The sequence below is a fragment of the uncultured Roseivirga sp. genome, from assembly GCF_963973945.1.
Taxonomy (GTDB): Bacteria; Bacteroidota; Bacteroidia; order Cytophagales; family Cyclobacteriaceae; genus Roseivirga.
Genome location: NZ_CAXBBV010000002.1, coordinates 48,574 through 61,438, shown reverse-complemented (window position 1 = coordinate 61,438; position 12,865 = coordinate 48,574). Strand labels below are relative to the sequence as shown.

The window sequence follows — 12,865 nt, the reverse complement described above, 5'->3', positions numbered from 1 at the left end:
AAAAACCGACTTGAATAAATCAAGCCGGCTTCCATACATCAACAACTAACAACTATCTTTCTATTCCTCTTCAGGAACATAACTGGCTTCTAATGCCGCTAATTCTTTTTTACCGTAAGCAATTCTTGTGATCACTACATACAATACAGGCACAAAGAAAATGGCCAAGAATGTAGCGGCAAGCATACCTCCAATCACTGTCCAGCCAATGGTTTGACGTGCTACAGCTCCTGCGCCATGCGCCATAGCCAAAGGCACAACGCCCAAAATAAAGGCTAGCGATGTCATGATAATCGGACGTAATCTCAGTTTCACAGCATCTAAAGTAGCCGCTATTAATGGTACCCCTCTATCCACACGCTCTTTGGCAAACTCCACAATTAGAATGGCGTTTTTGGCGGCCAAACCAATCAGCGTAATCAAACCAATTTGAGCATAAACGTTATTGTCTAGTTTTGGCAAGAAAGTAAGTGCTACAATGGCTCCAAAAGCACCCAATGGCAAAGCCAAAAGCACTGAGAAAGGCACCGACCAGCTTTCGTAAAGAGCAGCCAATAACAATGACACCAAGACAATCGCCAAAGCGAAAATCATAATCGTGCTATTGCCAGACGACAATTCTTCCTTACTCAAGCCAGAGAAATCATAACCATATCCGGCAGGAAGTACTTCCGCAGCCACTTCTTCCAAAGCCGCTAAAGCTTGACCAGAACTATAGCCTGGCGCAGCGTTACCGTTAATTTCTAAAGAGCGGAAAAGGTTGTAGTGAGAAATCACTGGTGCGTTTTCTACCACTTTGTAACTGATTAAAGCACTCAACGGTACCGCTCCTCCTTGTCGGCTTTGCACATAAAACTGATTTAAATCCTCAATTCTAGTTCGGTACGAAGTATCTGCTTGGGCTACTACCCTAAAGTTTCTTCCGTAGCGGGTGAAATCATTGATGTAGCTACTTCCCATGTAATTCGACATGGTGGCAAATACATCCGAAATATTCACCCCAAGTTTCTTCGCTTTTTCACGGTCTACTTCAACATTATAACCTGGAGTTTTTGCGGTAAAGAAACTATAGGCCATAGCAATTTCAGGCCTTTGGTTGGCCGCCATTAAGAACTGTCCCATCACTTGTTCCAATTCTTTGATGTCGCCACCAGCTTTTTGTTCTAGCATAAAACTAAACCCACCAGTCTGACCTAAACCAGGAATGGCTGGCGGTGGAATTACCACAATATTGGCTTCTTTAATTACTCCAAACTTCTGTGTCAGTTGACCGATAAGGCCGAATAACTGCTGCGAAGGCTCTTTTCTTTGCTCCCAAGGATCCATTTGAAGGAAGAAAGTACCCGAGTTTGGTTTGAATGAGAAGTTAATGGCATTCAAGCCACCAATACCTGTGGCATTGTTGATGCCTTCAGTATCACTTATGATTTGGGCCATTTCATCCATAACCGCTCTTGTTCTGGCGCTAGACGCACCTTCGGGCAATTCCAATGAAATGAACAAACGCCCTTCGTCTTCAGTAGGAATAAAACCTGTTGGCTTAGATTGGAATAAACCGATGGTTCCTGCGAAAATACAGGCCAATAAAATCAATACCAGTGGAGCTCCTTTAATACTTCTTTTCACTCTATTTGAGTAAGAAGAAGTTACTCTTTCGAACCAATTATTGAATTTAAAGAAGAACTTATTAATGCCTTTTCCATTTTCATTCACCTTAGACGGACGCAACAATAAGCTACACAATGCCGGAGTAAGTGTTAAAGCCACAAAGGCCGAAATCAATACTGAAATAGCAATAGTGATGGCAAATTGCTGGTACATTCTACCTACAATACCCGGAATAAAACCTACTGGTATAAATACCGCAGCCAAAATTAAAGCAATGGCAATTACTGGGGCTGTAATGTCTTTCATGGCGCGCATGGTCGCCTCTTTGGCTGAAAGCTTATAACGATCGATGTAATGCTGAGCAGCTTCCACCACCACAATGGCATCATCTACCACAATACCAATGGCCAATACGAAACCAAACATGGTCAGTGTGTTGATGGTAAAACCTAGCGGCACAAAGAAAATAAAGGTTCCAATAATAGAAACTGGAATCGCCAAGATTGGTACTAAAGTAGCCCTCCAACTTTGCAAGAAGAGGAACACAACGATAATTACCAAAAGCAATGCTTCAGCAAAAGTGGTCAATACTTCGTTGACGGATACCTGTACCACAGAAACCGCCTCGAATGGCACGATATAATCCATATCTGCAGGGAAAGCTGTTTTCAGCTCATCCATGGCTTCATAAATTCCTTCAGCAGTATCTATAGCGTTACTGCCCGGTGCTTGGTACACCAACAAAATTGTAGCGTCTTTCTGATTAATAATCGACTGACGACCATAACTGAACTGACCTAGTTCTACCCGGGCTACATCTTTCAAATACACTAAAGAACCATCAACATCAGTTCTCAGAACAATATCTTCGAATTCAGCCTCATTTTCCAATCTACCATTCACGGTAATTGGGTATTCAAAAGCCTGCGACTGATACTGCGGCATTCCGCCTACAGTTCCGGCAGCTACTTGTAAGTTTTGCTCTCTAATGGCAGCAGTTACTTCTGCAGAAGAAATTCCATATTGGGCAAGTTTGTCTGGTTTCAACCAAACCCTCATACTGAAATCTTGACCTATAGAAACAATGTCTCCTACCCCTTTTACTCTCAAAAGGGCATCGCGCACATAGATGTTGGCGTAATTGGAAAGAAACTTAGTATCGTGAGAACCTTCTGGCGAATACAAGCCAATTACCATCATGATACTTGGATTACGTTTTCTTACTGTTACACCCAAACGCTGAACAGCCTCTGGCAAAGTAGGCTCAGCAATACTCACACGGTTTTGCACGTCCAAAGTGGCAATATCAATGTCGGTACCTACTTCAAAGGTTACGTTCATTTGCATCTGGCCAGTACTCGTGTTGTTCGAGCTAATGTAAGCCATGCCCGGAGTACCGTTAATCTGCGTTTCGATAGGTGTGGCTACCGTTTGCTCCACCGTTTTAGCATCTGCGCCAGTATAATTGGCCGAAACAGAAACCACTGGTGGTGTAATATCTGGGTATTGCGTAACCGGCAAGTTGAGTGCCGCCAATGCCCCTACCAGCACAATCACAATGGAAATTACCATTGCCATGACTGGTCGTTTTATAAAAGTTTGTGATATCATTCTTTTTAATTTTTGAAGATGGAATTGATATTACAATTGAGAAGGAAGCATTTCAGGTGCTACTTTGGCGCCCTGTCTCAGTTTCTGAATTCCTTCAAAAACAATTTTCTCACCTGGCTTTAATCCGCTGCGCACCGCTATGTTCGCCCCAAGCAAACTTCCCAATTCTAATTTGCGCTGGCCTACCGTATTTTCATTATCGATTACATAGACAAAGTATTCGCCCATTTGCTCGGTTACGGCTTTGTAAGGAATGATTACTTGCTGACCATAATCTTGATTGATTACGCGCATAGAAACCGTCATTCCTGAAATAAGGTCACGATTTGGATTGTCGAATTTCACTCTCAAACTGATCGTTCCTGTTTGCCTTCCTACAGCGCGGTCTATTGTTACTAATTCACCTGTAAAGGGGTAAATGGATCCATCGTGAAAAGAAATGGTGAAAAGTGAATCTGGGTTATCCTTCCCTTTCATCAAGCGATTGAATCTTGGAATTTCACGTTCACTGATCGAGAAGTTTACCAAAATTGGGTTGTCTGAAGACAGGGTGTTCAACAATGGCTGACCTGGAGAAACTTGAGCTCCTAAACGCACTTGAGAAATACCGATGGTACCATCGAACGGAGCCGTTACTACCGTATAGCTCAAATCGGTTTTGCTACTCTCTAATTGCGCTTTGGCCGCAGTAAGTTGCGACTGTGCTGTAAGCAAATCTGCATTAGCATAATCCACTTGCTGCTTTGCAATCGCATCCTTTTCAATCAATCGCTCATAGCGCTCTACGTCTTTTGTGATTCGAGATAAATTGGATTCAGCAATGGCAACAGCCGCTTCTGCTTGCTGTTTTGCTGCTACATATTTACTTCTATCAATCTCATAAAGCTTCTGCCCTTTCTTAACCGTTTGGCCATCTTGAATAAAAATATTAGTGATGGTACCACTGATTTGAGGTCTTAATTCTACCTCATTCTTCGGAACCAAAGTAGCAGGGTATTCATCAATAGCCGTCACTTGTTTACTTTCCACGGTAATGGCCTTCACTGGCACAGCCGCTGGTGCTTGTTGTTGTACCGTTGCCTCTGATTTACTGCACGATGAAATGCCAAATAGCATAACAGCCAAGGTCAATATTGTAGCTTGTGTTCTCATTCTTTTGAAATAGTTATTTGCTTGATCAATTGATTTCTATGTTTCCTAAAGCCTTTTTCAGGTCTAGCTTGCTAGCTAAAACCATGTAAAGGGCATTGTAATGATTGAGTTGTGAAGTTCTCAGCTCGGTTTCAGCAACAATAAGATCTACATAGGCCTTAATACCTTCGTCATATTGTAGCTTAATGATGTTGTACACCTCTTCGGCCAACTCCATATTTTCTTTTACCGCTTTCCACTCGTATAGATTACTCTTATAATCTGCCATAGCGGCTTCATATTCGGTGTTGATTTGGTTCTTCAGATTGGTTTTATCTAGCTGAATACGTTCCTCTTTGAGTTCAGCTATTCTTATTTTCTGAGTTCTTTTTCCGCCTTGAAAAATTGGAACCCCTACTGAAAGCCCAACCACTGAGGTAGGGTAATTCTTTCTGTATAAGTCAGAAAACTCATTATTGAAAAACAGCATGTTGTAATTGTAGTAGGCAGAAACCTCAGGAATGAATGACCATTTTTCGTAGCGAGTTTGCAGTCCGAACAACGAAACCTGAGTTTCCATTTGTTGGTATTCAATTCTATTTCCCACCATTAACTGCTCAGTGGTATCCATTTCAGTTTCTGCTTCCATAGTAGCGTAATCATAGTCGAGATCTAAATTACTCTCCGTAGGAAAACCCATCAGCTGTTTTAAATAGGCAAACTTGGCATCTAAAGAAGTGGCTACTCGGTTTCTATCGCTTTTAAGGTTAGAAAGTGATATGCCGGCTCTTTGATAATCGGTTTTATCTACCAAACCTGATTCGTATCGGCTTTTTGCATCTTGATACTGTTTTTGTAAACGGCCTAAGTTTTCGTCTAGAATATCCAGTTGCTCATAAGTCAATAGAATGTCGTAATAGGCTTTACTCACCATTACCACAGCATTCACTTTGTTGCCTTCTGTGTTCTGATCTAAGTCTGATCGAACCAAACCCTTTGTTTTTGAAGCGAAGAATTGATCGCGGCTAAACAGGTTCTGATTCACCTGAAAAAGCAAGTTCGAATTGTAGTTCTGACCAAAAGTGATCAATTGATCTCCAATGACTTGTGTTTGGCGTTTGATGTTATGCGAAGCACCAAAATTGGCCGATACTTGCGGCAGCCAGCCTGATAAATTTGATTTAATTTGATGTTCCCCAATTTCTTCATCCAGCAACGACTGCTGAATCATGGGGCTATTTTCTAAGGCATAATCCAAAATCTGGTCTAAGCTCAGTTTGGTATTCATTGGTTGATTCTGCTGTCCAATTGTCAGTTTGGGCACTAGAAAAACCAATAGGCCATAAAGCAAGAAATGCTTAATTCCTCTCATAATAATCTGCTTGTTTTAAAGGTTTGTGTTTATTCTTTTGTGGGGGAAATCTTATTGTTTCTTAATCGCGTCCCAGGTCATTTCTGCGAGTTGATTGATATCAATTCCTTTTTCTATTATTTGTGCACTCATGCCTTGCCTCACCCTTACCGTTACATTTACAGTTCCGATTACCATAAAAAACAGAACATCTGGAGAGAGGTTTTTCAAGTAGCCTTTGCGAATTCCCTCTTCGAAAAATCCGGTGTTCCACTCATGCCAAAGAGAATGTTGGCTCTGTATTTCTGAAGTGTTAAAAGGTGAAATAATAAACTGTTCGAAAAATCGCTGTATTTCTGGGCGGTCTAAATAAAGTTGGGTCAAACATTTCCAGTAATTGTAAAACCTTTCCTTAAAGTCCAATGACCTATCCTCACACTCGGTCATATGAGTATGAACTATGCCTATAGTATAGAAGTACAGTTCTCTAATCAACTCATCCTTGCTATCGAAGTAAGTGTATATGGTACCTGCAGCTACTCCTGCATTTTTTGCCATTGTACTCATTGGGCAACCATGAAAACCATGATCTTTAATAAGCCCTAGAGCACTTTCTAATATGAGTTTTTTCTTTTCTGCTATGGGTTCCATAAAGCTTTTCTCGACACTGAATGAACGTTCAATCAGTATTACGATTGATTAGTTCCAACGTTGCGAAAAAAACTAAAACTTTTTTCTGTGAGAATATGGATAAGGGAATTTGGGTCGGAATTGTTCCTTAAAGCACCAATCCTTTTCTTAAATTCAAGCCGAATTATAAACCGATGGAAGAACTTCTACTTAACCACTACAACCTAAATAATGTAAGCCTCCAAAAAATGGAAGGCTATATAAGCACCAACTATAAAGTAGATGCCCAACAAGGCACTTTCGTACTCAAAGTTTACCCAGCAGAAGCAAAAGAAGATGTTCTGGCAGAAACTGAGATGATTGAGCATTTGACGCACTTAAATGCCTCTTCCCTGTCCAAACCCATCCCCAATACTAAAGCTGAATTGATCACGCTTGTCAATATTAATGGTGAAGCCAAATTGCTTAGGCTGCTCACTTTTGTGGAAGGTGATTTTTTGGCTGAGGTAAATCAAACTCCAGATTTACTTTATTCATTAGGCCAGTTTATGGCGGAGATCGATAAATCATTACTTCACTTTAGAAACAAAGGAATTGAAGCAAGAAAGTTAGACTGGGATCTTCAACATATTAATCAATGCAGGGCTTTAAGAACCGACATTTCGGACCCTGCAGAAAGGAAATTAGTAGACTACTTTTTCCTTCAATGGGATCAGCAGGTATACCCTCAACTGGCCGGCTTAAGAAAAGCTATCATTCATAACGATGCTAATGACTGGAACATCTTGGTGAAAGAGAATCAAGTTTCAGGCATAATAGATTTTGGAGATTCAGTTTACACGCCACTCATTAATGAATTGGCCATTGCCATTACTTACTCGGTTTTTGGAAAGGACGACCCAATCGCTTCAGCCCTTCCTATTATTGAAGGATACACCTCAATCCTAAAGCTTTTCGAAGAAGAAATCGACCTTCTTTATTACCTGATTGCTGGCCGCTTAATTATGAGTGTATGTAAATCGGCACATGAAAAAAAACTAAAACCAGAAAGCGAGTACATTACCATTAGTGAAAAACCTGCTTGGGACTTATTACGAAAGTGGGTTACCATCAACCCATTACATGCGAAAAACGAGTTTCGAAAAGCCGCTGGTCTTTCCTTACAAGAAATTCCAGAAATAGATGAGGTATTAGAACGAAGATATACTTCGCTCAGTCCAATTCTGTCTGTTTCTTACAAGAAGCCCATTTATATGGAATCTGCTGCTTTTCAGTTTATGTTCGATCGATATGGCAACAGCTACTTAGACGCCTATAATAATATTCCGCATGTTGGGCATCAACATCCCCGCGTGGTAGAAAGTGGCCAAAGGCAAATGGCAAAACTGAATACAAACACGCGCTATTTGTATGACCCTTTACAGGAATATGCCGAAAAACTACTTTCTAAATTCCCATCTACTTTAAACAAAGTTTACTTCGTTAATTCGGGTTCAGCCGCGAGTGACTTGGCCGTTCGCTTAGCACAAACTTATTCGCAAAAGCAAGGCATGGTGGTAATGGAACACGGCTACCACGGTAATACCAGAATGGGTATTGACATTAGTCCATACAAATACCAAAGCAAGGGCGGAAAGGGGAAGGCCCATCATATTATTGAAGCGGTCATTCCTGACACTTACAGAGGTGCCTACCGAAATAACAATGGTGAAGCAGGCATGGCATACGCCAACGACCTACTTGAAAAAATCAGAAGCCATGAAGGTGGAATAGCGGACTTTATTGCCGAACCTATCATCGGCTGTGGTGGTCAGGTACCTTTGGCTAAAGGTTATTTGCAAGCAGTCTATCCCGCCATTCGTGCCCAAGGTGGTGTTTGCATTAGCGATGAAGTACAAACTGGTTTTGGTAGAATGGGCAATCACTTTTGGGGTTACGAGATGCAAGGCGTAGTGCCTGACATTGTAATATTGGGAAAACCAATGGGCAACGGGCATCCTATGGGTGCGGTAGTAACTACCGAGGCTATTGCAGAAGCCTTCAACAATGGAATGGAGTTCTTTAGCTCTTTTGGTGGCAATCCCGTTTCATGTGCTATTGGTTCGGCTGTGTTGGATGTAATTGAAGAAGAACAACTTCAGCAGAATGCTTCAATGGTTGGTGACTATTTTATGGATCAACTAAGGCAACTTCAAAATGAGTTTACCACCATTGGTGATGTCCGTGGTTCAGGACTTTTTATTGGTGTGGAGTTCATCAAAGATGATCAACTAACCCCGAACACTGAGCTTGCACAACGAATCAAAAATGAGCTTCGAAACCGACATATTTTAGTTAGCACAGATGGGCCATACGACAGCGTTATCAAATCAAAACCTCCGTTGTGTTTTACAAAATCGAATGTAGATCAGGTGATTGAAGAAATGAGGCAAGTGCTTTCAACCAACTCAAACTAATTGAATTCAAGAATTTACAGTACCTGAAAACTAAAACTTGTGAGTCCGATAGAAAAAGTAATTCAAAGCCAATGGTTCAGTGGAGTATCAACTGCTGAGATTCATCGTTTTTTAGACTTAACAAGGTTAGTTGAAGTAAAAAAAGGCGTTCGCTTTATAGAAGCTGGAGAAACACCAAAAACTTTTGGTTTTGTTACTCAAGGCTTGTTTCGCTTTTTATATACCGACCAAGATGGGAAGGAATACACCAAGGTTTTTATGCCAGAACATAGCTTTGTAAGTTCTTATTCGGCCATGGTGCTAAACCAAGCGTCTCACTTTTCTATTGAAGCACTTGAAGATTCGGAGGTACTGACAATCAGCTATTCAAACTGGCTAGAATTAAAAGAAAGCCATCCTTGCTGGAATGCGCTATTGATTAAAGTATTAGAAAAGGCTTTTATTATGAAAGAAGCCCGCGAACGTGAATTTTTGTTCTTGGATGCTGAAAGTCGCTATCAGATTTTTCTAGAGCGTTTTCCAAACCTTGAACATAGACTTAAGCAGCACATGGTAGCTTCTTACTTAGGTATAGCGCCCGAATCCTTAAGTCGCTTAAAGAAAAAAGAACAGCCTTAACCTAGGTCAATGTTTTGAGTTTTTACGGAGTCTAGTTTTGTCAGAAAAAAGATGAAACTTAAAAACAACACCGTATTAATTACTGGGGGAAGTTCAGGCGTTGGTTTAGAACTGGCCCAAAGATTAATTCAGCTCAACAATAAAGTATTGATCTGTGGCAGCTCACTTGAAAAATTAGAGCGCGCAAAAGCACAAATGCCTTCTATCGATTACTTGGCTTGCGACTTATCTGAAGAAGATAGCCCTTCGCAACTCTTCAAGTGGGTAAAGGAAAACCACCCGACTTGTAATGTTCTAGTAAATAACGCAGCCATTACTCATACACTAGACTTTTATGATACACCCAACATTCTAGAAGTAGCGAAAAAGGAAATTCAGGTGAACCTAATGGCTCCAATTGCACTCACAAAACTCTTCACTCCGCTGTTAGAACAAAATCCGAATCCCGCAGTGATTAACATCACTTCTGGTTTGGTCTATTCGCCTCGTGCGATTTACCCCTTTTACAATGCAACCAAAGCTGCTTTACATTCCTTTACTCAAGTACTGAGAATTCAGTCTTCGAAACGAAATCTTGATGTAATTGAAATATTATTGCCAGCAGTAAACACGCCATGGCATAAAGGTAACCCTCCTAAAATTGCCATTCCAGTAGAAAAAGCGGTAGACGGAATGCTTAAAGGCCTGAGAAAAGGTGAAACTGAAATTAGGGTGGCAGGAGTGAAAATTCTTTATGCGCTATTCAGAATAGCCCCGAGTTTCGCATTGAAGAAAATCAACAATTTAAATTCGAAGTAACCCCTCCAAAAGTTTACACCGTAGGTTCAGCTTCCATTTAAACATAGAAACACCATCTTTTGGGGGCTTCTTAATCTTACTTTTTTAAAAAGGATTGAACGGCAGCGAAAAACTGTTTTTGGTTTTCTACAAAAGGAAAGTGACCAGATTTTTGAATGATGGACAGTTGACCATTAGAGAAGCTATCTGTCATTTTTTGAGCATGTAAACTTGTGGCCGGTTCTTCACTGCCGTAAACAACTAGCGTAGGGCAAGTGACCTTCTTCAAATCAGAGTAAAGATTAAAATTGGCTAAATCCGGCCCAAGCAAACCAAAAACCTGACTGCGCTGCATGTAATCTTGTGGCACATAGAGGTTGAGTTTACTCAAGTTCGTAGTATCGTACATTTGCGGACGGAATGATATGCGCAAGAGTTTTTCAATCGCTTTAGAGGGATTTTCACTTTGCAATGCCCCAGACTCCATAATGGCTTGGCGGTCTTGGCGATCTTTATTCGTAGCCCTTTCCGAAACACGACCACCTTCTAATTGCCAATCGGCCACGCTGGGTGCAATAGAGTTGGAGAGTATAAGGTGATTTAAATTTTCGGGGTACTTAATTCCGTATTTCATGGCCAGCAAACCACCCCAAGAATGCCCAAGCAAGTTAATCTTCTCAAGTTTTAGTGCTTGTCTGATCTGCTCTATGTCCTCCACAAAACCATCCAGATTCATTGTTGCTACTTGCACCTCTACAGAAGACCGACCACAGGCCCTTTGATCATAAAGTATAAGTTGATAGTCTTTGGCGAGTTCTTCTAAGTGAGGGAGTAGATACGAATGGTCCATCACAGGGCCACCATGTACAATCACCAATGGCTCGCCCTCTCCTATGGTTTTATAATACACTTGAGAACCGTTGATTTCTAGAAAACCTGAGGTAGTAGAGATTTCCTTTTTACTGAACTGGCAACCAAGTAATACGGAACAAATGGTGAGTAAAAGAAGCTGTCTCATAAGCTCAAGTTATTGATTAAAACTTTCCGTTTCTAGATCCTTCGTTCCTCAGGATGAAAAACGGTGTACGCAAACCTCCTTTATCACATTTAACCATTAGATGATTAAAGAAAAATGCTTCTTTACCCTCCTACTCTTTTAGCATTATAACCTTCCGATTGGAGCAACTGAAGTATTTTATCTCTAAAGTCTCCTTGAATTAGAATCTCTCCGTCTTTGGCAGATCCACCTACGCCACATTTCTGCTTGAGTAATTTACCCAGTTCTTTCAAGTCGTCATCCGTACCCACAAAGCCTTCTACAAGCGTTACCTGCTTACCTCCACGACTTTTTTTATCGAGCATTACTTTTAACTTTTGAGCGCTTGGCTCCAATGTTTCTTGAGTGAAATCATTTTCATATTCGTATTGAAAATCATCGCTGGTAGAATAGACTACACCAGAACGTCCCTTATCTCGATTACTTTTCTTGGCCATTTTCAAAAATAAGAAAGCCCGAGCAATTTCGGGCTTTTCAAATCAATAAACCTTAAGAACAGAGTTTCTATCCCTTCCTAGACAGTGTCCAAACTGGAATTTGAGAGTGGTTCACCAAATCTTCCGCAATACTTCCGCTCAATAAATGAAGTAAGCCTGTTCTGCCATGGGTACCAATGGCTATTAAATCGGCCTTTACATCTTCGGCATAGAACAGAATCCCATCTTCTTCTGATGATTCATTATAGATGGCAGTTTGTATATTACCTAGCCCATGCTCTTTAATATATTTTGCAAATTCTTCTTCCATTTGTCGTTGTGTGTGAAAACTATTTGGGGTATTAATTTTCACCAAATGAAGTTTAGCTCCCGTTATCTTTTGCATTTCCTTTAGCTTCTGAATCAGCTTAGTTTGGTCTTCTTCTAAATTAGTAGCCAAAACAATGTTCTTAATTCCTATCAGGTTTACTTCTGACTTAATGGTAACCACCGGACATTTGGCAAATCGCACTACTTTCTCGGTATTCGACCCAATTAAAACTTCATCTATTCCGCTTGCACCCTTAGAGCCCATCACAACCAAATCAGCCTCGTGGTCGGCAATGGCCTTTGAAATACTCTGATACGGATTACCTACTTCCACACTTCCAATAACATCAATGCCAGAATACGCCTTACTTTGGAGCAAAGCGTTCATGTTCTCCTTCGTTTTATCTATCAGTTGCTTTAGAAAAAAATAATCTTCCGACTCATTTGCAAAACCATCACCCATGGTATTAAACGTATGGTTTTGGGGGCCTTCAATAATATTTATTGCATGAACTTGAAGGTTTCCCTTTTTGGCCAGTTGAGCTGCAAAATTGAGCGCGTATTTAGATTGTTCTGAAAAATCTATTGGTACCAGTATGGTTTTCATGGCTTTAGCTTTTTAGTGATTACTATTTACAACCATGAATTACCGCAAATGGTTAGATTAAATTACTGATGTACGTCATGTTTTGAACTGATACTCTCCCTAAGATGTAATGTACTCATCAAAACACAAAACTATAATATGGTCTAATTACAGCAGACATAAGTAGATATTTAACAATTAGAAGAAGAATATTTGGCTGCTAATAACAATGATATACCTAACTTTACGCCCGTTTACCCAATGGGGGTAAAAAATAGAAAAAGCGGAAAGTAC

Annotated in this window: 10 protein-coding genes; 3 read left to right on the top strand and 7 right to left on the bottom strand. The window is 40.6% G+C overall.

What is annotated here, in order from left to right; translation table 11 throughout:
• Positions 1 to 60: 60 nt before the first annotated feature.
• The 4 genes from AAC026_RS04590 to AAC026_RS04575 are packed head-to-tail and all read right to left on the bottom strand — an operon-like array spanning position 61 to position 6,352.
• Positions 61 to 3,219, bottom strand: coding sequence for a multidrug efflux RND transporter permease subunit (locus AAC026_RS04590; protein ID WP_339695377.1), 3,159 nt, complete (start codon positions 3,217 to 3,219; stop codon positions 61 to 63).
• A gap of 30 nt (positions 3,220 to 3,249) precedes the next feature.
• Positions 3,250 to 4,371 carry an efflux RND transporter periplasmic adaptor subunit gene (locus AAC026_RS04585; protein ID WP_339695375.1) on the bottom strand — a complete coding sequence of 374 codons (1,122 nt, stop codon included), beginning with the start codon at positions 4,369 to 4,371 and terminating at the stop codon, positions 3,250 to 3,252.
• Positions 4,372 to 4,396: 25 nt separating this feature from the next.
• Entirely contained in the window at positions 4,397 to 5,722 is a 1,326-nt protein-coding gene (locus AAC026_RS04580; protein ID WP_339606374.1) for a TolC family protein, read from the bottom strand.
• Positions 5,723 to 5,773: 51 nt separating this feature from the next.
• The gene (locus AAC026_RS04575) at positions 5,774 to 6,352 is read right to left on the bottom strand and encodes a TetR/AcrR family transcriptional regulator (protein ID WP_339606375.1); all 579 of its coding nucleotides are present in this window, start codon (positions 6,350 to 6,352) and stop codon (positions 5,774 to 5,776) included.
• Positions 6,353 to 6,525: 173 nt separating this feature from the next.
• Here AAC026_RS04575 and AAC026_RS04570 point away from each other — a divergent pair, with 173 nt between their 5' ends.
• The 3 genes from AAC026_RS04570 to AAC026_RS04560 are packed head-to-tail and all read left to right on the top strand — an operon-like array spanning position 6,526 to position 10,203.
• The gene (locus AAC026_RS04570) at positions 6,526 to 8,787 is read left to right on the top strand and encodes an aminotransferase class III-fold pyridoxal phosphate-dependent enzyme (protein WP_339695372.1); all 2,262 of its coding nucleotides are present in this window, start codon (positions 6,526 to 6,528) and stop codon (positions 8,785 to 8,787) included.
• Positions 8,788 to 8,826: 39 nt separating this feature from the next.
• Positions 8,827 to 9,405: a Crp/Fnr family transcriptional regulator gene (locus AAC026_RS04565; RefSeq protein ID WP_339695369.1), complete on the top strand. Its 579-nt coding sequence runs from the start codon at positions 8,827 to 8,829 to the stop codon at positions 9,403 to 9,405.
• Between the two features lie 51 nt (positions 9,406 to 9,456).
• Positions 9,457 to 10,203, top strand: a complete 747-nt coding sequence (locus AAC026_RS04560) for an SDR family NAD(P)-dependent oxidoreductase (RefSeq protein ID WP_339695366.1) — start codon at positions 9,457 to 9,459, stop codon at positions 10,201 to 10,203.
• Positions 10,204 to 10,279: 76 nt separating this feature from the next.
• Here the strand turns inward: AAC026_RS04560 and AAC026_RS04555 are convergent, their stop codons facing one another.
• From AAC026_RS04555 to AAC026_RS04545, 3 genes are all read right to left on the bottom strand, one after another.
• On the bottom strand, positions 10,280 to 11,200 hold the full coding sequence (locus tag AAC026_RS04555) for a proline iminopeptidase-family hydrolase (RefSeq protein ID WP_339695364.1): 921 nt from the start codon (positions 11,198 to 11,200) through the stop codon (positions 10,280 to 10,282).
• A 122-nt stretch (positions 11,201 to 11,322) separates the two neighbouring features.
• Positions 11,323 to 11,676: a translation initiation factor gene (locus AAC026_RS04550; RefSeq protein ID WP_339695363.1), complete on the bottom strand. Its 354-nt coding sequence runs from the start codon at positions 11,674 to 11,676 to the stop codon at positions 11,323 to 11,325.
• A 67-nt stretch (positions 11,677 to 11,743) separates the two neighbouring features.
• The gene (locus AAC026_RS04545; RefSeq protein WP_339695361.1) at positions 11,744 to 12,592 is read right to left on the bottom strand and encodes a universal stress protein; all 849 of its coding nucleotides are present in this window, start codon (positions 12,590 to 12,592) and stop codon (positions 11,744 to 11,746) included.
• Between the last annotated feature and the right edge of the window lie 273 nt (positions 12,593 to 12,865).